The organism is uncultured Allobosea sp., assembly GCF_945957345.1.
GTDB lineage: Bacteria > Pseudomonadota > Alphaproteobacteria > Rhizobiales > Beijerinckiaceae > Allobosea.
In genome coordinates this window covers 1-18,555 of sequence record NZ_CAMFKW010000034.1, presented here as the reverse complement: position 1 = coordinate 18,555, position 18,555 = coordinate 1, and the positions used below count along the sequence as shown (strand labels likewise).

General features: G+C 66.1%; 17 protein-coding genes and 1 pseudogene. 7 read left to right on the top strand and 11 right to left on the bottom strand.

Going from position 1 to position 18,555, the window contains the following annotated elements; genetic code table 11:
* Positions 1-13 precede the first annotated feature (13 nt).
* A complete protein-coding gene (locus tag Q0Q36_RS16880; RefSeq protein WP_293799496.1) occupies positions 14-1,813 on the top strand; it encodes a chloride channel protein in 1,800 nt (599 codons plus the stop codon).
* Positions 1,814-1,822: 9 nt separating this feature from the next.
* On the opposite strand, the gene Q0Q36_RS16875 is transcribed toward Q0Q36_RS16880, so the two are convergent.
* Positions 1,823-2,338 (bottom strand): 2'-5' RNA ligase family protein, encoded by a 516-nt coding sequence (locus Q0Q36_RS16875; protein ID WP_293799493.1) that lies wholly within the window; start codon positions 2,336-2,338, stop codon positions 1,823-1,825.
* A 123-nt stretch (positions 2,339-2,461) separates the two neighbouring features.
* Between Q0Q36_RS16875 and Q0Q36_RS16870 the strand changes: the two genes are divergently transcribed.
* The 5 genes from Q0Q36_RS16870 to Q0Q36_RS16850 all read left to right on the top strand — a co-directional run bounded on the left by Q0Q36_RS16870 (position 2,462) and on the right by Q0Q36_RS16850 (position 7,660).
* A complete protein-coding gene (locus Q0Q36_RS16870) occupies positions 2,462-3,577 on the top strand; it encodes an ABC transporter ATP-binding protein (protein WP_293799491.1) in 1,116 nt (371 codons plus the stop codon).
* 15 nt (positions 3,578-3,592) lie between these two features.
* Entirely contained in the window at positions 3,593-4,723 is a 1,131-nt protein-coding gene (locus Q0Q36_RS16865; RefSeq protein WP_293799489.1) for an extracellular solute-binding protein, read from the top strand.
* 163 nt (positions 4,724-4,886) lie between these two features.
* A complete protein-coding gene (locus Q0Q36_RS16860; protein ID WP_293799487.1) occupies positions 4,887-5,723 on the top strand; it encodes an ABC transporter permease in 837 nt (278 codons plus the stop codon).
* On the top strand, positions 5,720-6,535 hold the full coding sequence (locus Q0Q36_RS16855; RefSeq protein WP_293799485.1) for an ABC transporter permease: 816 nt from the start codon (positions 5,720-5,722) through the stop codon (positions 6,533-6,535). The genes Q0Q36_RS16860 and Q0Q36_RS16855 overlap by 4 nt, the downstream gene beginning before the upstream one ends.
* Before the next feature lie 72 nt (positions 6,536-6,607).
* Positions 6,608-7,660, top strand: coding sequence for an aldo/keto reductase (locus tag Q0Q36_RS16850; RefSeq protein WP_293799483.1), 1,053 nt, complete (start codon positions 6,608-6,610; stop codon positions 7,658-7,660).
* A 3-nt stretch (positions 7,661-7,663) separates the two neighbouring features.
* Here Q0Q36_RS16850 and Q0Q36_RS16845 read toward each other — a convergent pair whose 3' ends face one another.
* The 8 genes from Q0Q36_RS16845 to Q0Q36_RS16810 all read right to left on the bottom strand — a co-directional run bounded on the left by Q0Q36_RS16845 (position 7,664) and on the right by Q0Q36_RS16810 (position 15,987).
* The gene (locus Q0Q36_RS16845; RefSeq protein ID WP_293799482.1) at positions 7,664-8,938 is read right to left on the bottom strand and encodes a M20/M25/M40 family metallo-hydrolase; all 1,275 of its coding nucleotides are present in this window, start codon (positions 8,936-8,938) and stop codon (positions 7,664-7,666) included.
* A 43-nt stretch (positions 8,939-8,981) separates the two neighbouring features.
* Positions 8,982-9,914: an acetamidase/formamidase family protein gene (locus Q0Q36_RS16840; protein WP_293799447.1), complete on the bottom strand. Its 933-nt coding sequence runs from the start codon at positions 9,912-9,914 to the stop codon at positions 8,982-8,984.
* Between the two features lie 290 nt (positions 9,915-10,204).
* Positions 10,205-11,389: a PLP-dependent aspartate aminotransferase family protein gene (locus Q0Q36_RS16835; RefSeq protein ID WP_293799446.1), complete on the bottom strand. Its 1,185-nt coding sequence runs from the start codon at positions 11,387-11,389 to the stop codon at positions 10,205-10,207.
* Positions 11,390-11,473: 84 nt separating this feature from the next.
* Positions 11,474-12,634 (bottom strand): amidohydrolase, encoded by a 1,161-nt coding sequence (locus Q0Q36_RS16830; RefSeq protein ID WP_293799444.1) that lies wholly within the window; start codon positions 12,632-12,634, stop codon positions 11,474-11,476.
* The gene (locus Q0Q36_RS16825; protein ID WP_293799443.1) at positions 12,607-13,305 is read right to left on the bottom strand and encodes an amino acid ABC transporter permease; all 699 of its coding nucleotides are present in this window, start codon (positions 13,303-13,305) and stop codon (positions 12,607-12,609) included. Before Q0Q36_RS16825 ends, Q0Q36_RS16830 begins: the two co-directional genes overlap by 28 nt.
* Complete coding sequence (locus Q0Q36_RS16820; RefSeq protein WP_293799442.1) at positions 13,295-13,954, bottom strand: amino acid ABC transporter permease; 660 nt, start codon at positions 13,952-13,954, stop codon at positions 13,295-13,297. Before Q0Q36_RS16820 ends, Q0Q36_RS16825 begins: the two co-directional genes overlap by 11 nt.
* 17 nt (positions 13,955-13,971) lie before the next feature.
* Positions 13,972-14,856, bottom strand: a complete 885-nt coding sequence (gene ehuB, locus Q0Q36_RS16815; RefSeq protein WP_293799440.1) for an ectoine/hydroxyectoine ABC transporter substrate-binding protein EhuB — start codon at positions 14,854-14,856, stop codon at positions 13,972-13,974.
* Positions 14,857-15,108: 252 nt separating this feature from the next.
* On the bottom strand, positions 15,109-15,987 hold the full coding sequence (locus Q0Q36_RS16810; RefSeq protein WP_293799439.1) for a LysR substrate-binding domain-containing protein: 879 nt from the start codon (positions 15,985-15,987) through the stop codon (positions 15,109-15,111).
* Between the two features lie 45 nt (positions 15,988-16,032).
* Here Q0Q36_RS16810 and Q0Q36_RS16805 point away from each other — a divergent pair, with 45 nt between their 5' ends.
* Complete coding sequence (locus Q0Q36_RS16805) at positions 16,033-17,127, top strand: FAD-dependent oxidoreductase (RefSeq protein ID WP_293799438.1); 1,095 nt, start codon at positions 16,033-16,035, stop codon at positions 17,125-17,127.
* Positions 17,128-17,147: 20 nt separating this feature from the next.
* Here the strand turns inward: Q0Q36_RS16805 and Q0Q36_RS16800 are convergent, their stop codons facing one another.
* Positions 17,148-18,173 carry an AraC family transcriptional regulator gene (locus Q0Q36_RS16800; RefSeq protein ID WP_293799437.1) on the bottom strand — a complete coding sequence of 342 codons (1,026 nt, stop codon included), beginning with the start codon at positions 18,171-18,173 and terminating at the stop codon, positions 17,148-17,150.
* 134 nt (positions 18,174-18,307) lie between these two features.
* Positions 18,308-18,555, bottom strand: a pseudogene (locus Q0Q36_RS16795) (sulfatase); the annotation flags it as partial.

Genomic DNA, 18,555 nt, shown 5'->3' with positions numbered 1-18,555 from the left:
GACGGGCCTTGCCGTGATCACCGTGAAAGCCACCGAAACGCCGGCCGCGACAGGCGATGCCTCGCAGGGATGGCGCGCGCTCGTCCGCTCCAGCGAGATCGGCATCGTGGTTCTCGCCTCGGTGGTCGGCGTCCTCGCCGGGCTTACCGTGCTGGCGATGTCCTTCACGACGCAACTCCTGCATGAGTTGATCTTCGGCCTGGAACATGGCGCCCGGCTCTCGATCACCACGACGATCCCGTCCTGGCGGGCCATTGCCGGGCCGGTGCTCGGCGGTCTCGCCATCGGCTGCGCCTCCTGGCTGTTCTTCCGCCGCCGCAAGCAGCCGATCGACCCGATCGAAGCCAATGCCTTGCATGGCGGGCGCATGTCCTTCCGCGACAGCGTCTTCGTCGCGCTCCAGACCATGGGCTCGAGCGGCGCCGGCGCCTCGGTCGGTCTCGAAGCCGGCTATACGCAGGCCGCGAGCGGGCTCGCCTCGCATATCGGCCGTCGCCTGCGGCTGCGCCGGGCGGATATGCGGCTGATGGTCGGCTGCGCCGCCGGGGGAGCCATCGGCGCGGCCTTCGATGCACCCTTGACCGGCGCCTTCTACGCCTTCGAGCTGATCCTCGGCAGCTATTCGATCGCCGCCTTCGTGCCGGTCATGGCCGCGACCTTCATGGCGACCGTCACCCACAGCCTGCTCGCGCCCGCGCTGTTGGCGGTCGAGGTCCCTCCGATCGGCACGATCACCATGGCCAACCTGCCGCTGGTCGTCCTGCTCGGCGCCGCCTGCGGGCTCGTCGGCATCGTCGTGATGCGCGCCGCCGCCTTCGTCGAGGCCGGCTTCCGGCGCTCGCGGATCCCGACCTGGCTGCGGCCCGCTTTCGGCGGCCTCGTCGTCGGTGCGCTGGCGATCTGGATTCCCTCGGTCTTCTCCGCCGGCCATGGCGCGATCAATCTCTATGTCAGCATGGATGCCAACTTGCTGCTCTTCGCGCTGGTGCTCGTCGCCAAGGCATTGGCCTCCTCGGTCTCGATCGGCTCCGGCTTCCGCGGCGGCCTGTTCTTCGCCTCGCTCCTGCTCGGCGTGCTGACGGGCCGCTTGTTCATCGGTCTGCTCGGCCTGGCCTTCCCCAACCTTGCCGGGCACGAGACGCTGTTCGCGCTGGTCGGTATGAGCTCGCTCGCGGTCTCGGTCGTGGGTGGCCCATTGACCATGACGCTGCTCGCGCTCGAGATGACCGGTGACCTCAAGCTGACATTGGCCGTGGTCGGCGCGGCTGGTGCGGCCTCGCTCGTCACGCGCCGGCTGTTCGGCTTCTCCTTCGCGACCTGGCGCTTCCATCTGCGCGGCGAGAGCATTCGCGGTGCCCACGATGTCGGGTGGATGCGTGACCTCACCGCCGGCAGCATGATGCGCATCGAGGTGCCGAAGATCGCAGCCGACGCCACCATCGCCGAAGCCCGGCTGAAATACCCGCCGGGATCGACCAATTACCTCGTCGCCATCGGCCCGGGTGGCGCCTATGCCGGCATGGTGCCCCCGGGGGCGCTCTACGAACCGGACGCGGCGCTGGATGAAGAGGCAGCGGCGGAGCCCGCACCGCGCACGGTCCGTCATCTCCTGCGCAATCCCGATCGGATGTTGCTCACCGACATGTCGGTGCGCGACACGCTGAAGCTGTTCGAGGCAGCCGAGAGCGAGGCGCTGCCCGTGGTCGCCGATCGCGAGAGCCGCCGTCTCGTCGGCATCCTCAGCGAGGCGCACGCGATCAAGCGCTATAGCGAGGAAGTCAGCCGCCGCAATCGCGAGCTGACCGGCGAATAGCAGAGAGGCTCAGGCCGAGCGCAGCGCGACGCTCGCGACGACGCGCCAGTCGGCGATCGGCACGTCCTGGCCGGAGGTCACGATGCCCACGCGGTCGAAACGAATGGCGCGGCCGGCGAGGCGGGCATTGATCTCGGCGATCGCCGCAGCCTTCGCTTCGGCCTCGACCTCCCCATAGAGCAGCGAAACATGCGGCATGAAGCTCGCGAAGCCCTCGGGGTCGAGCGCCTGCTTCAGCTTGGCCAGCGCAGGCGAAACCGCGAAGCGGGCATAGAACGAGCGGAAATAGGCCTCGCTCCCTTCGACGACGGAGACCGGCGCGGCGAAGGCCGCGACAGCTTCGGCTGCCGCCGTGATCGCCTGTTCGAGCAGCTCGGGCGTCGTCTCGGTGTCGCCCTGCAATGTCAGATGCGGAGCGAACAGAGGAGTGCTGAACCGGCTCGACAGGTCGCCGACGATGCCGGCCAGCATCGCCTCGTCCGCAGGTGCGGGCATCAGCCAGAGAGAATGAATCCGCACTGTCATCCGACTTTCACAAAGCTCTTGCATAGACTGCGCCCCGTGCGTAACGTTTATTTCAACTGAGCCGATTGTGGAAGAAATATTCCATTGTCAGGCGATAAGAGCAGAACCGGGGGAGTAGGCGCCTTGCAGCCGGAAACGCAAGCCAGAGCGGGTAGCGGCGCGGCCATCGGCGTGCGCGGCCTCAAGGTCGCCTATGGCGGCACGCGCGTGCTTCATGGCATCGATCTGGACTTCACCCCCGGCAGCTTCACCGCGCTCCTCGGCTCGTCCGGTTGCGGCAAGACCACGCTGCTGCGTTCGCTCTCCGGTTTCGTCCCGGTCGAGGACGGCTCGATCGTCGTCGGCGGCAAGGATGTCGCCGGTCTGCCGCCGGAAAAGCGCGGCATGGCGATGGTCTTCCAGTCTTATGCGCTCTGGCCGCATATGACCGTGCTGCAGAATATCGGCTACGGCTTGAAGCTGCGTGGCAAGTCCAAGGCCGAGATCGCCGCCAAGGTCGGCGAGATGCTGAATTTCCTCGGTCTCACGGGCTATGAGGACCGCAAGGTCACGGCGCTCTCGGGCGGTCAGCGTCAGCGTGTCGCGCTCGGCCGGGCGCTCGCCATCGATCCCGGCATCCTCCTGCTCGACGAGCCGCTCTCCAATCTCGACGCCAAGATCCGCATGGTGATGCGCCACGAGATCCGCGCCATCCAGCAACGGCTCGGCCTCACCGCCGTCCATGTCACGCATGACCGCGAGGAGGCTATGACCATGGCTGACCGGCTGGTGATCATGCAGGCCGGCCATATCGCGCAGGTCGGCACGCCCGAGGAGGTCTATGACCGCCCCGCCAGCGCCTTCGTCGCCAATTTCATGGGCGCGGAGAACGTGTTGCCGCTCAGCGTCACCTGCGGCGAGGGCCAGGCGTCAGTCACCTCCGGTGCCGCTCGCGCGACGCTTGCGGGCAACGCCGCGGCTGCCCTGCCGAACGGCGAGGCGCTCGCCTATTTCCGCGACGATGTTGCGAGCCTCGACGCGCATGATGCGATCGCGGCAGGCGGCGACCTCGTCGTCCCCGGCACCATCGCCGCGCGCGCCTACCCCGGTGGCATCTACCGCTACAAGGTCGAAGCCGCCGGCCGTCAGATCACGGTCGACGATGTCGCCCGTCACGAACTCGGAACGAAGGTTGGACTGCGCATTCCGCTGCAGCGCCTTCACATCTTCCCGGCGACCGAGGCCGGGATCGCCGCCTGACAAGGAGTCAGACACATGCGCATCCTCACGCTTGCCTGCTCGCTCGCCGCGCTGATCGTGGCATCGCCGCTATCCGCGCAGACTCTCAACGTCGCCTCCGCCGGCGACCAGAACATGGTCGACTATGTCAAGGACTATCTCGGGCCAATGTTCGAGAAGGCCCATCCGGGCGTGAAGGTCGTCTCGGTCGGCACGGGCCCGGGCGATTCCGGCTCGCAGAAGATTTACGAGAAGCTCGATGCCCAGAAGGGCGCCGCCTCGACCGATTTCGACGTGGTCGTCATCCACCAGAAGGCCGCCGGCCAGATGGTCAAGGAAGGCCTGCTTGCCAAGTACACGGCCAATGTCGACACCTCGAAGCTCGTCTCCAGCGAGACCGCCAAGAACTCGCTCGGCTCCGACGTTTCCGGTTATGTCATGCCGATGTTCCAGTCGCAGACGGCGCTGGCCTACAACGCCGACATGCTGAAGAATCCCCCGGCCAACTTCACCGAGTTGAAGGAGTGGGTGAAGAAGAACCCCAAGCAGTTCGGCTATAACGGCATCAAGGGCGGCATGTCCGGCGTCGCCTTCGTCGCCGGCTGGGTCTACGCCTTCGGCGGCGACGCCAACAAGCTGATCCAGGGCCCTTATGATGCGGCCGAGAAGGCCAAGTGGGACGCCGCCTTCGGCGAGCTCAAGGAGTTCAACAAGAACGCCGTGATCACCCCCGGTAATGCCGGCACGCTCGACATGCTCAACCGCGGCGAGATCGCGATGGGACCCGTTTGGGTCGACATGTTCTATTCCTGGCAGGCCGACGGCAAGCTGCCGCCGAGCATGAAGCTGAAGCTCGCCTCGCCCGGCATGCCCGGCCAGCCGATGTATTATTCGGTTCCGGAGAAGTCGGCGCAGAAGAAGCTGGCTGAGGAGTTCATCGCGCTCGCCACCAGCCCGCAGGTCCAGGCCGACGGCATCGTCAAGAAGTTCAACTGGTATCCGGGCATCGACGCCAAGAACCTCGAAGGCAAGCTCGACAAGGCCGCCTGGGACAAGCTCTTCACCGACATCACCCCGACCGACCTGTCGCAGAACGCCAAGCCCTTCCCGATCGCCCCCTATTTCAACGACATCCTCGAAGGCTACGAGAAGAAGGTCGCGAACTGAGCCGTTTCCTGCCTGGGTTGATGCGGAAACGCCGTCATCCCGGGCGTAGCGAAGCGAAGACCCGGGATCCATGCCGGAACCGTTCAGGCATGGATCCCGGATCGGCACCGCTCTCGCGGCTTGTCTGGAATGACCACGCGATTTCTCGAAGAAGCGCAGCGGAATGAAGCTCTCCCAACGCAATCTCGCCCTGCTGCTGATCGCGCCCGGCCTCGCCCTCGTCGCGGCGCTGTTCCTCTATCCGCTCTGCTTCTCGCTGATCTCGGCTTTCACGGGGCCGCAAGGCGGCTTCTCGCTGCAGGCCTTCGGCAAGGCCTGGGAGCTCTATTCCGGTGACGTCGTCTTCACCGTCGTCATCGTGCTTGCCTCCTGCCTGCTGACGGGCCTCGCCGCCATCGTCATCGCCGGCACGCTGACGCTCGGCGAGAACCGTTACATCGTCGGCACGCTGAAAGCGCTTTATCGCTGGCCGCTCTTCATCCCCTTCATCGTCGCGGCGCAATGCATGCGCACCTTCCTCGCCAAGAACGGGCTGATGAACAACAGCTTCGTCTCGCTCGGGCTGATGGAGCCGCTGCAGGCGGTGAGCTTCCTCGACTGGCGCGGCATCATCGCGACCTTCGTCTGGAAGCAGACGCCCTTCGTCGCCTTGCTGCTCGCCGGCGCGCTCGCCGCGCTCGACCGTGCGACGCTGGAGGCCGGCCGCAATCTCGGGGCATCGCGGATGCGCGTCCTCGTCGAACTCGCCCTGCCGCAGGTCATGCCCCAGCTCCTCGTCGCGCTCGTCCTCTCCTTCGTGACGATGCTCTCGGTGCTCTCGGTGCCGATGATGGTCGCGGGCTCGCAGCCGACCATGCTGACCGTCGACATGGCCTTCCGCATCAACGCCTATGGCGACTACGCCACGGCCAATGCGCTCGGCGTCATCACCTATCTGATCTCGGCCGGCGCGGCGATCATCTATCTCAAGCGCGGCATGGCCAAGGAGGGCACGCCATGATCCGTGCCGTCTCCGGCCTGCGCATGGTCCTTGCCGCCTTCGCGCTCGCGGCTTTCGCCTTCTTTCTGATCGGGCCGCTGGTCAATCTGGCGCTGTGGTCCGTCGCCGAGCGCTGGTACACGCCCTACAAGCTGCCGGTCGTCTACGGCACGCGTTACTGGGAGCAGGTCTTCCGCCCGACCGGCGACGCCATGGCCTCGCTCGGCACCTCGGTCTGGATCGCGGTGCTGACGGTTCTCGTCGCGCTCGCGCTCTCGATCCCCGCCGGCTATGCGCTGGCGCGGCTGAAGCTGCCGGCGCGCGCCTTCTTCATGGTGCTCTTCCTGCTGCCGCAGGCTTTCCCCTCGGTCGCGATCTACATCAACGTCGCCCGCATCTTCTACAATATCGGCATCAACGGCACGGTCTTCGCCGTCGTGCTGGTCCATGCCGCGCATGGTCTGGTCTATTCCGTCTGGATCGCGGCTGCGGCCTTCGCCGCCGTCGACAAGGACCTCGAGCTTGCCGCCCGCAATATCGGGGCATCGCCGCTGAAGACCTTCTTCTCGGTGACGCTGCCGCTGGCGGCGCCCGGCATCATCGCCAGCGGCATCTTCGTCTTCCTGGAATCGCTCGACGAGTTCACCGGCACCTTCTTCGTCGGCGTGCCGCAGGTCACGACCTTGCCGCTCCTGCTCTACAGCGCGGCGATGGGCGGCAATTATCAGGTCGCCTCGATCACGGCGCTGATCCTGCTCGTGCCCTCGGTGCTGTTCATGCTGTTCATAGAGCGCTTCCTGCGGGCCGATGTGCTCGCAAAGGTCGGGGCCTGAGGCGAGGGCAGGGCTTGCGCGCTTTCGGGCGATCCGCAAATCTGCCGCTCCCTCCTGCCTACCGGATCAGCGATGACGAACGGCGTTGAACTCTCCCCATCCGGGACGGAACCGGGTCCCGTTCCGCCGGGCCGTCCCTTCGCGGGCCTCATCCCCAGCCTGATCGGCTTCGGCGGCGCGCCGCTCGGTGATCTCTACGGGCATCTCGACGAGGTGACGGCGCAGGACACGGTTCGCGCCGCGCTCGCGGCCGGCATCAATCTCGTCGATACCTCGCCGCTCTACGGCCATGGCCTCTCCGAGCATCGCATCGGCGCCGCGCTCCGCAGTGTGCCGCGCGAGAACGTCATCGTCTCGACCAAGGTCGGCCGCTGGATGCAGGCCGGCGAGCCGAAGCGCGACGGCTCGGGCTATACCGGCGGACTGCCGCATCCGGCGGTGGTCGACTATTCCTATGACGGCGCGATGCGCTCCTTCGAGCAGTCTCTGCTCAGGCTCGGTACCGACCATATCGACATCCTGCTGATTCACGACGTCGATGTCTGGACCCATGGCGACCGGATGGAGCAGCGCTTCTCTGAGGCGATGGACGGCGCCTATCGCGCCCTTGAGCAATTGCGCGCGTCCGGCGCGGTCAAGGCGATCGGCGTCGGCGTCAACGAGGCCGAGATGTGCGTGCGCTTTGCCCGTGCCGGCGATTTCGACGTGATGATGCTGGCCGGCCGCTATTCGCTGCTGGAGCAGGGCGCTCTGCCTGAATTCCTGCCGCTGGCACTGGAGAAGAAAATCGCAGTCATGCTGGCCGGTGTCTTCAATTCCGGCATCCTCGCCACCGGTGCAAAACCCGGAGCCTTCTACAACTACAAGCCGGCGCCGCCAGAGGTGCTGACCCGCGTCACCCGCATCGAGGCGGTTTGCGCCAGGCATGGTGTCGCCCTGCCGCAGGCGGCGCTGGCTTTCTGCGCCGCCCATCCGGCGGTTGCGACGATCGTGCTCGGCGCGGTGACGCCGCAGGAGGTCGCACGCAATCTCGATCTCGTCGCGCGGCCGGTGCCGGCCGCGCTCTGGCGTGATCTCAAGGTACAGGGCCTGCTCGCCGAAGAGGCGCCTGTCCCCGGGGCCTGAGCCTTACATCGCGGTCGGCCCGGTCGAGCCGAGATAGTCGACCGCGCAGGCGACGTGCAGCTTCATCACCGCGATCGCCTCGTCGACGGTGACGTGCTCCTCGTCTGTGCCCATGCTGATCGGGGAGGGGCCGCAGATCAGGGCGGGCACCCCACGCCAGCGCCAATAGCGCGTATCGGTGCCGCCGAGGCTCGAGACCGGCGGCGCGTCATGGCCGAGCAGCTCGCGGATATTGCCGCGCAAGATATTGGCCATCTCGCTGAACGGATCGGTCAGGCTCGCGGGATAGCTGTGGTCCTCATTGACCACCATCTCGCAATCCGCCTCGCGCGCGAGGCTTTCGAGATCGGCGCGGATCGCGTCGCGGTCGGAGCCGATCGGGATGCGCATGTCGAGATGTGCAATGCAATGCGTCGGAATCTGTGTCGCCTTCTGCCCGCCCTGCAGGATGCCGACATTGACGGTGATGCGCCTTGCGACATCGCCCGCGCCCTTGCCGAGGTTGAGATCGGCCGCGGCGATCGTCTCGGGCGAGGTCAGCACCGCGTCGATCTCGGGCGGCAGCGCGGCGAGCTTGAGATGGTAGCGGTCATAGATCGCGGTCACGAGCCGGCTCACATCCGCGATCGGATTGCGCGCCCGGTGGGCATAGCCGCCATGGCCGCCGATGCTCTTGGCCGAGAGCGAGAAGCGCAAGGTGCCCTTCTCGGTGAAGCGCAGGTTGGCGAGGCCGCTCGGCTCGCCGTTCAGGCAGCAATCGGCCTCCATCTCTTCGCCGAATTCGTCGAACAAGAATTTCGTGCCGTAGCGACCGCCGGACTGCTCGTCCGAGACCACGGTCAGCGACAGCGCGCCGTTGAGTTTCTCGCGGTGGGGAAAGAGCTGGCAGAAGGCGAGGATCGAGGCCAGCGTCCCGGTCTTCATGTCGGAAGCGCCGCGGCCCATGATCTTGCCGTCGACGATCTCGGCCTCCCAGAGCTTCTCGTTGGTGACCGGGAAGATATCCATATGGCCGTTGAGCATGAGGTGTCTGCCGGGCTTTCCGGCCTCCCAGCGGCTGATGATGTTCGGCATCTCCGGCACGAAGGCCTCGGTGCGATGCGCCACGCCGGTGGCATCGAGCAGTTCGCGCACGAAGGCCGCAGCCTCGCGCGTGTCGCCCGGCGGGTTGACGCTCTTGATGCGCAGGAAGCGGCGCAACAGTTCGACGATCTCGTCGCGTCGCTGGTCGATCGCCTGAAGCAGCTCGGCTTTCAGGGCGGCGGTATTCTCGGACATGGTCGATCTTCTTGGTCGGCGTTTCGAAGGTGAGTGAAGGGGATCAGCCGCGGTCGCGAAACGACATCGCGCGCGTGAGTCCGGTCTTCTCCAGCCGGGCGGCGACGCAATAAGCGGGGTTGAAGACATTGGCGATGTCGTATCGCACCGCCTGCCCGAGCAGGTGGCTCGCCTCGATCGGATCGACGCCAAGGGCATCGCCGACCCAGCGCAGCAATTCCGTCGTGGCGAATTGCAGGGGCTGGTCGAGCGGGCGCCCGCTCGCGATCACCAGGAGGTCGGTCTCGGTCTCGCAGCGCGGCCAGCGCAGGTTCTGTTTCTTGATGAGCTTCACCGAGAATTCGACCTCGAACGAAGTCTCGACGCCGGTGCCGGCGATCTCGCCGTCGCCCTGGCAGGCATGGCCGTCACCGAGGAAGAACAGCGCGCCATCGACGAAGACCGGGAAGGCGATGGTCGCGCCGGGGCCGAACAGCCGGTAATCCATATTGCCGCCATTGGCGCCGCTGGTCGCGGTCGAGATCGCCTGGCCGCGCTCGGGCGCGACGCCGAAGCAACCCATCATCGGCGCGAGGGGGAAGCTCCACTCCTTGATCCGGGCGGAAGGCTCCAGCAGCTTCACCGTGCCGGCCTGTGCATCGATCGCCCATTCGTAGCGCTCGCGCTTCGGCAATTCGTGCAGCATGCCGGGATCGAGCACGCCGGGTGCCAGGGGCGAATAGGTCCAGCCGGTCTTCCGGTTCGGCGTCATCCGCTCGATCGTCACGAGCAGGGCGTCGCCGGGCTCGGCGCCGGTGACGAAGAAGGGGCCGGTCATCGGGTTGCCGCGCGGGGCGTGCTGCTCACCATCGCCGCCGAAGCCGGCCGCATCGAGCGTGGTGGTGACGACGCTGTCGCCGCTGGCGATCTCCAGAACCGGCGGCAGGGTGGCGAGCACGTTCGAATAGCGGGTCGGAACGAAGTTGTGGCGCGCCATGGAAGCCTTCCTGAGCCGGGTTCGCGTCGATGTCTCGCGATGACCGTAGGAGCAAGCCTGTGACTTGAGAAGCGTTCGCCAGCGAGGGGGCGCCCTGCATTGCGGGCGGCCAGGAGTCCGCCGAAACGCCGGCCACAGCCCGCGTGGGAACGTCGGTATGGTGTGCTTCGATGAGCCGCGCCGGTCGGACCGAAACGAGCGAGGCCGAGGGTGCTCCGCAGGAAACCTCGCTGGCTCTGCACCTCTCGCACCGTGCCTCGCCGTCATAGCGGTTTCGAGACTGCCTGCCGTCAGGCCGCCTTGCTCGCGGATGCTTGCCCTAGCACCGACAGCAGCCGACTGAGATCGGCCCACAGTTCGTCAGGTTCTTCGAGGCCGATGCTGATGCGTAGCAGTGGGCCTGGCGCGGTCCAGGCTGTTGCCGTCCGATCTGATGCGACGGCCTGCGGCGCAACGAGGCTGCGCGTTCCGCCCCAGGACGCGCCGATCGCGAAGACGCGCAAGGCGCTCAACGCCGCGCTCATGGCCTCGTCGTCGACGGGTTTCAGCACGAGGCTGAAGAGGCCCGAAGAGCGGCCCATGTCGCGCTCCCAGATCGCGTGGCCCGGGCAGGAGGGCAGGGCCGGATGAAGCACGCGCTCGACCATGGGGTGATCGACGAGCCGCCGGGCGAAATCCTCGGAAACCCCGCCCATATGGGCGACACGCAGGCCCATGGTCTCGATGCCGCGCAAGGCGAGCTGGCACTCGTCGGGCGAGACGCCGACACCGAAACCGCGCAGGGTCTCCTTCAATTTCTGGCGCAGCGCCATGTCCCTGACCGTCACCGAACCCAGCAGCAGGTCGGAATGGCCACCGACATATTTGGTCAGCGCCTCGCAGGCGAAATCCGCGCCGTGTTCCAGCGGCTTGAAGATCAGCGGCGTCGCCCAGGTGTTGTCGCAGCCGACGAGCGCGCCTTTCGCCTTCGCCGCCGCGACGATGGCCGGTACGTCCTGGACCTCCATCGTATTGGAGCCGGGGGATTCGACCCAGACCAGCTTGACGGTCTCGTCGATGAGATCGGCGATGCCGGCGCCGATCAGCGGATCGTAGACGCCATAGGCGATGCCGCGCGGTTCAAGGTACTCGGCGCAGAAGCTGCGCACCGGCGGATAGACATGGTCCGGGATCAGCACCTTGTCGCCGGGCATCAGCACCGACAGCATCACGATGGTCACGGCCGCCTGCCCGGACGGCACCAGAACGGAGCGCACGCCATCGTGCAAGGCCGTCAATTGCGCTTCCAGCGTGCGGGTCGTCGGGGTGCCGTGCAGCCCGTAAGTGTAGCCGTCGAAGCCGCGATATTTGCGAGCCATGAAGCTCGCGCCATCCGGATAGACGATGGTCGAGGCGCGGTGCGTGGGCACGGCAAGCGAGGCATAGCCTTCCTCGTCGACGGCCGGATGGTGAACGCAAAGTGTCAGGTCATGCATGGTCGTTTTCTCTTGTCGGGTCGATACTCAAGCTGCCGAGAGAACGGGACAATCCGCCGAGCGGTATCGGGCGATGCCGCGGCATTATGGCTTTGGAGGCTCGTCATTCAGCGCGCGCTTGGCGAGTTCGTGCATCCAGTCGATCGCGACTGGCAGGATGGTGTCGTTGAAGTCGTAGCGCGCGTTGTGGAGCTCGCCGTCGGGCCCGGCTGGGCCGTTGCCGATCCAGACATAGGCGCCAAGCTTGTCCTTGATCAGGAAGGAGAAGTCGTCGCCGGTCGTGCTGGGCCGAAGGTCGGTACGGACCCTGGCCCCGATGGCTTCCCCCGCCGCGACGGCGAGCTTCACCTCGGCTGGCGTGTTGATGATCGCCCGGCCGCTCGAGAGGATCTCGATATCGGCGTGCATGCCGTAGGCTTCGCAGGTGCCGGCGATAAGGCTCTGCATGCGCTTGATGACCGCTTCGCGCACCTCCTGCCGATAGGTCCGCAGCGTGCCCAGCAGCGTGACGCTCTCGGGGATCTGGTTGCTGACCGTGCCGCCATGGATCTGGCCGATCGACAGCACGACGGCATCGCACGGGTCGACATTGCGCGAGACGATGCTGTGCAGCCCCATGATCAGATGGGCCGCCGCCAGGATCGGATCGCGCGTCTGGTGCGGGATCGCGGCGTGGCCGGCGAGGCCGTGCAAGGTCACCTGCCAGCGCCCGCCGGCCGCCATCACCGGCCCGTCATGGACGGCAACGGTTCCGGCTTCGAGCCCCGGCCAATTGTGGAAGGCGAAGATGCGCTCCATCGGGAAGCGCTCGAACAGCCCGTCGGCGATCATCGCCTTGGCGCCGGCGCCATTCTCCTCTGCCGGCTGGAAAATGAACTGGATGGTACCTTTCCAGTCGGGATCGGAAGCCAGCATCGCCGCGGCGCCGAGCAGGGCGACCGAATGGCCGTCATGGCCGCAGGCATGCATCACGCCCGACACCTGCGAGGCATAGGGTGCGTCGCTGCGCTCGGCGATCGGCAGGGCGTCGATGTCGCCGCGCAGGCCGACCGAACGGTTCGAGCCCGGCCGCGACAGCGTCGCCACGATGCCGGTGCCGCCGACGCCCGCCTCGAAAGGGATGCCGAGCTCGCGAAGGCGGTCCTGGAGGAAGGCCGAGGTCTTCGTCTCCTGCTCGGAGAGCTCGGGATGAGCGTGGAGATGGCGGCGCCATTCGGTCAGCCGGGGGAGGAGGGTGGTATCCATGATCGGTCCGTCGGTAGGTGATCAGCGTTTCGCCGAAAGCAGCAGGCGCTCTTCCAGCCGCCTGACGAACCAGGCGAGCACGAGGGCGATGGCGAGGAAGACCGCGCCGACCACGACCATCGGCTCGGTGTAGCGGAAGGTGTCGGAGGCGATGTCGAGTGCCGCGCCGAAGGCTTCGTAGACCGCGATGGCAGCGAGATAGGGCGTCGATTTGAAGATGCCGATGAAGTAGTTGCCCAGGGGGCGGCGATATTGCGCAGCATCTGCGGCGCGATCACCAGCACGACGGTCTGCAAACGCGTGAGGCCGAGCGCGCGCGCCGCCTCGAACTGGCCGGGCTTCACGCCGTCGATGCCAGCCTTGAAGACCTCGGCCAGATAGCCGCTGTAATAGAGGCTGATCGCGATGACGCCGATGGCGAGCGCCGGCAGCTTGATGCCGTAGGACGGCAGCACGAAGTAGAGCTGCACGAGCAGCGGCGTCGAGCGGATGAAATCGATCAGGAAGCGCATCGCATAGCGCATCACCCGGTTGCTGCGCCGTGCGATCTCCAGGCCGAAGCCGAGCAGCGACGCGCCGACACAGCTCAGCAGCGCGACCAGGATCGAGGTCCAGAGCGCACCGGCTATCTTCGGCACGGTCGAAAGTGCGAAGCCGGGATCAAACAGCATGGTCGAGCTTCCGTCCGGCGCCGATCTTGCGCTCGACCCAGCGGCCGATGATCGTCGCGGGGTAGCAGAGGATGAAATAGGCGACGAGCAGCGCGAAATAGACCTTCGGCGGATCGTAGAAGAGCTGCGAGATCTCCTTGGCGCGGAAGGGCATGTCGGTCAGCGTCACCAGCGAGACCAGAGCCGTGCCCTTCACCAGCTGGATGAACTGATTGATGAAGGTCGGCACCATCGCGAGCAGCGCCTGCGGCAACTCGATCAGCATCAGGATCTGCCAGCCGCGCAGGCCGAGCGATCGCCCGGCCTCGCTCTGGCCTTTGTCGAGCGATTGCAGGGCGCCGCGCACGGCTTGGCTGCCATAGGCGCCGATATGCAGCCCCAGCACCATCGAGCCCACCGTGATGCCCGAGAGCCGCAGGCCGAAGGATGGCAGCGTGTAGTAGAAGCCGTAGAGCAGGATCACGACCGAGGTCGAGCGCCAGAACTCGATCACGGCCGTGATCGCGCCATAGGCGAGGCCGCGCCAGCTATGCTGGGCGATGCCGGCGGCGAAGGCGAAGGGCACGGCATAGAGCATGCCGAGCACGGTCACCGTCAGCGTGACGTTCAACCCCTGGAAGATGCCCGAGAGGACGTCGAGAAAGCTCATAATGCCGGCCGTTTCGCTCAGCCGTTGCCGGCGCAGATCTGCGCCGTGGTGATGGCGCCGGCATCCTCGTCAGCGGTGAAGTTATATTTCTCCATGATCGGCTTGAGGCCGCCGCTGGCGCGCAGCTTGGCGAGTTCGGCGTTATAGGCGTCGCGGAGCTTGGCGCTGCTCTTGGGGAAGACCGTGCCGGTATAGAGCTTGGCCGGCTGGCCGTTCGGCTTGATCAGCCCCTTGAACGGCACGGCGCGCTCGACGCCCGCGACCTTCTGCTCGTCGATCACGCCGATGGCGCTCGGCACCGAAAGGGTGGTGACGTCGGCTCGGTCCGCGAGGATAGCGCTGACCGCGGCCTCGTTGTTCGGGAAAAGCGCGATCTGCGCTTCCGGCACGCCGGCGGCGATGGCGTTCTTGGTGTTCTCCGAGCCGCGGCCGCCGGCGAGGCGCACCTTCGGATTCTTCGCGATGTCCTCGTAGGAATGCAGGTTCAGCGGGTTGCCGGTCTTGACCAGCAGGCTGTCGCCCACAGCCACGTCCGGCTCGCTGAACAGCACCTGCTCGCAGCGCGGCGGCGTGATCGCGACACCGGACGCGATGATGTCGAAACGGCCGGCCAGGAGGCCTGGGATCATCGCGCCGAAATCGGAAACCACGAACTCGAAATCCTTGACGCCGAGCGGAGCGAAGGCGGCGCGGATCACGTCCGGATGAATGCCGACGACCTTGTTGTCCTTGTCGCGATAGGCCCAAGGCGTGCGGTTATGGATCCCGACGACCAGCTTCTTGCCGGCCCATTCCGAGGACTGCGCCTGCGCCGGAGAGGCGCCAAGGCCGGCAAATGCGGACAAGGCAGTAAAGGCGCAGGCCATCAGAAGAGGAAGGCGGCGACGCGTGGTGATGGTCATGTCGGGCTCCGATCCGAAACGGTTGCTCTGCACGGCACAGGATCTGGGGGAAGACGAGCGTCGCGCGCTTACATCGGGAGGCTGCGTCTGAGGTCGTGCCTCATTGCTTGCAGGCTTGGCAGCCCGCGGCATGGTCGAATTCATCGGTACCCCTCGAAAGAGCGTCTCTGGCGCATTTCGAGGGAGGATAGCCGGCGAGGGAGGTCTGGCCATTCGAGCGAAGGTATAACTCGATGCCGTATTGTTATGGCTTCAGCGCGCTTCCATCAGGCAGTCGATGAAGTCGCGCACGAGCTGCGATTTCGGACGGTCCGGCGGCAGGATGAGGAAGCTGCGGCTCTGCACCGCCGGCTCGAACGGACGCAAGACGAGCTGGCTCTGGTCGTGACCCGCGATCGCATACGGGCTGATCAACCCGACGCCGACACCCTGCGCCACCAACGCGCAGACCGTCGCCGCATGGATCGTCTCGACCACGACGCGCGGCGGCGCCGCCCCCGCCTCCGACATGATCATGTCGAAGCGCTGCCGGGCGCGATCCTCCGGCACATAGGCCACGAATTCGACGCCCGACAGGTCATGCGGGCCGATCGTCTCGCGTTCGGCCAGGGGATGGCCGAGCGGCATGGCGCAGAGTGCGCGCGGCTGGACGAAGACCTGGTGGACGACGCCGGTGACATCGATCTCGTCGGCGGCGAGGCCGACATCGTAGATGCCGGACGCGACGCCGTCGCGAACGTCCCGCGATGGCAGGACCATCAGCGTGACGGTCGCGTCGGGGCGCAGGGTGCGGAAGCGCAGCACGGCGTTCGGGACGATGGACGAGCTCAGCGCCGAGAGGGTCGCAACCCGGAGCTGCCCGGCTCCGTAGTCGCGGATGCGGGCTGCGCCGGCGCGCAGCCGGTCCATGCCGCGGAAATTGGCCTCGACCTCGGCGAAGAAGATTCGTCCTTCCGGCGTCGGCACGATGCGGTTGCGCACCCGGTCGAACAGGGCGAAGCCCAGCGATCTCTCGAGCTCTGCGATCAATCGGCTCACGCCGGGCTGGGTGACCCCGAGGATTTCAGCCGCCCGCGAGACGGTTCCCGCTTTCATGACGGCGGCGAAAACCTCGATCTGACGGCTGTTCACGTTCGATCCGCCCTGCGCATCGCATTCCCGTAGACGCTAACGCAGGTGGCCGGCAAGCGGACATCCCCGATGCTTCCTTCGCAGGCTCCTGTCACCCTATTGATGGGAATGTCGGCTTCCGAGCTGCGGCGTCCCCAATGCCCAAGCGAATGCGTAGCCCAGGACCATGTCGAGTCTCGACCGACCGTGATCGACACCGCGGCTAACGGGGATAAGATCGCGAGGCATGGTCCTGTTCGAGTCGCTTCTCGCCATCATGTTCGGGGCTGTCATCCTCGCGGCGGCGTCGCGGCGGGCCGGCATCTCGCCGCATCCGGGCTCGACGTGCTTCTGATCGAGGCGACGGACAGGATCGGCGGGCGGGCGCACACCGCCTTCCACGACGGCCTGCATTTCCACCTCGGCTGTGGCTGGCTCCATTCGGCGGACCGCAACGGCTGGGCTGTGGTGGCGCCGGAGTTCGGTTTCCATATCGACCGGACAACGTCGCCATGGATCACCGGCATCGACGCGTCGGGCCATGCATTGCGATTGACCAGCGCGAGAGGCGAGATCGAGGCGGCGCGCGTCATCGTCACGGTCCCGACCGATGTGCTTGCATCCGGCGCGATCCGTCTGCCACCGCGCGCAGCGGACCATATCGACGCCGCCGGCGCGCTGCCGCTAGGCCTGGCGGACAAGATCATCTTCAAGCTGTCCGATTGCGACGGTTTCGAGCCGGGCACGCAGGTCCTGGGCAATCCGTTCGTGAAACGAACGGCGAGCTATCATCTGCGGCCCTTCGGCTGGCCGCTGATAGAAGGCTTCGTCGGCGGCGAGGCCGCCCGCGAATTCGAAGCCGACGGCGATGCCTTTGCCGCTTTCGCGCGCGACGAGCTGGCGGGACTGTTCGGCTCCGGGATCAGGCGCCGGCTGGAGCCGATCGCGCAATCGCGCTGGGCCCGCCAGCCCTTTGCGCGAGGCTCGTACAGCCACGCGCTACCCGCTCATGCCGAGGCGCGGGTGGTCCTCGCCGGAGATGTCGATGGCAGGCTCTTCTTTGCCGGCGAAGCCTGCTCGATGCAGGATTTCTCGACGGCGCATGGAGCCCTTCAGACCGGCTTGGCCATCGCGCAAAACATATTGAAAGCGCGGCGTTGATCTGAGCTGATCTGATCATTTCAACGCGCTGGAGCTGCGGATTCACCCTCTCTACGATAATCGATCGGAGGGCGACCTTCCCAGCGCAGGAACGCGCGGTTGAAATGCGACGGTGCCGAGTAACCCAGCCTCATCGCGACTTCCGTCACGCTGATGCGCTCATCCCTCAGCCAGGCTGTCGCAAGCTGATGTCGCCGGTCGTCCAGAATCTGTTCGAAAGGGGTCCCGCAATCATCCAGCCTGCGCTGAAGCGTGCGGGACGACAAACCCAGGATACGAGCAGCGGTGGACAGCGTGACGGGGCGATGGGCCAGAGATGCATCGACCATCCGGCGGACTGCAAGGTCGATGTCGCTCACGCTCGGTCGGAAAGCTTCGATCAGCTCCTGACTTGCGGAGCCAGGCAAGCGATCGCGAACCGAGCTCTTCATGCGCAGAGGAGTCGAAAGGTCTGCGCGCTTCATGTGGATACGCATTTCGCCCTGGTCACCGAAGCTGACTGGCGCCCGGAAATGGTCCTCGTAACGCGTGCGCCGTCCCTTGCAGTGATGCGGGAAGCTGATGTGGTTCGGCGCCCATCCATCGCCCAGGAGGTGGCGAAGCATGGACACGATGAAGGTTCCCGCGCCCTCGTTCAGAAGCCAGGACGACTCGTCGTCGCCAACGAGTTGATGCGTCCAGACGATCTCGTCATCGCGCTTCTGCAGCACAATGGCGGTATGCGATTGCATCGTCGGCATCAAGTTGATCTGGGCCTGAAGACAGGTCTCGGCCGTTGCGCCGACCTCCATTGCCAAGCCGATTGGGCCGAGTTGCGCAGGATCTGCGGTGGCGCCGAGCGAAAGCCCGATCTCAGCCACCCCGACATAGCGTGCAGAAAGCGCGAGAGCGTGGTGAATCTGCGATCGAGAAACCACCTTTGCCGAGGTGACATCGTCCGGGCTCATGCCGACCTGGCGAAAGACCTTGTCGGGCTTCACCCCGGCCGATGCCAGATACGCTGGCAGCATGTGAAGCAGAGCTGCTCTGGCTGCGGCGCGTGACATCTGGCCCCCCGCCCATGTCGTCGCATCTGGACCTGCCCTCGCGGGTAACGCAAGGGCAGGCTCTCATCATGATCCATACCGCTACGGATGCAACGGAATTCACACGCTCATCGTGTTATATGGCGCGGCGCCGCTCAGTCACCCGTGGCGAAGAAGGCGTCGTCGTTAGGGAAGGCCGGGGCCGGGACGTTACGGCCGAAATAGGCCTTGAACGTCGACTGGAAGAACAGCGACGGCTTCATCTCCTTGGCGAGATCGTCGATGCGTTTCTGCAGCGCGGCGACCATCGGCTGGTTCTCGGCCGCGAGGTTCTTCGTCTCACCCGGGTCCTTGGCGATGTCGTAGAGTTCGACCTGCGCCGGCAGCGTGGTGCGCCAGAACA

Bases quoted from the DNA above. Each gene is read 5' to 3' on its own strand.
- Q0Q36_RS16875 (WP_293799493.1), bottom strand. From the start codon at position 2,338: ATGACAGTGCGGATTCATTCTCTCTGGCTGATGCCCGCACCTGCGGAC.
- Q0Q36_RS16865 (WP_293799489.1), top strand. From the start codon at position 3,593: ATGCGCATCCTCACGCTTGCCTGCTCGCTCGCCGCGCTGATCGTGGCA.
- Q0Q36_RS16860 (WP_293799487.1), top strand. From the start codon at position 4,887: ATGAAGCTCTCCCAACGCAATCTCGCCCTGCTGCTGATCGCGCCCGGC.
- Q0Q36_RS16855 (WP_293799485.1), top strand. From the start codon at position 5,720: ATGATCCGTGCCGTCTCCGGCCTGCGCATGGTCCTTGCCGCCTTCGCG.
- Q0Q36_RS16850 (WP_293799483.1), top strand. From the start codon at position 6,608: ATGACGAACGGCGTTGAACTCTCCCCATCCGGGACGGAACCGGGTCCC.
- Q0Q36_RS16845 (WP_293799482.1), bottom strand. From the start codon at position 8,938: ATGTCCGAGAATACCGCCGCCCTGAAAGCCGAGCTGCTTCAGGCGATC.
- Q0Q36_RS16840 (WP_293799447.1), bottom strand. From the start codon at position 9,914: ATGGCGCGCCACAACTTCGTTCCGACCCGCTATTCGAACGTGCTCGCC.
- Q0Q36_RS16835 (WP_293799446.1), bottom strand. From the start codon at position 11,389: ATGCATGACCTGACACTTTGCGTTCACCATCCGGCCGTCGACGAGGAA.
- Q0Q36_RS16830 (WP_293799444.1), bottom strand. From the start codon at position 12,634: ATGGATACCACCCTCCTCCCCCGGCTGACCGAATGGCGCCGCCATCTC.
- Q0Q36_RS16825 (WP_293799443.1), bottom strand. From the start codon at position 13,305: ATGCTGTTTGATCCCGGCTTCGCACTTTCGACCGTGCCGAAGATAGCC.
- Q0Q36_RS16820 (WP_293799442.1), bottom strand. From the start codon at position 13,954: ATGAGCTTTCTCGACGTCCTCTCGGGCATCTTCCAGGGGTTGAACGTC.
- ehuB (WP_293799440.1), bottom strand. From the start codon at position 14,856: ATGACCATCACCACGCGTCGCCGCCTTCCTCTTCTGATGGCCTGCGCC.
- Q0Q36_RS16800 (WP_293799437.1), bottom strand. From the start codon at position 18,173: ATGTCACGCGCCGCAGCCAGAGCAGCTCTGCTTCACATGCTGCCAGCG.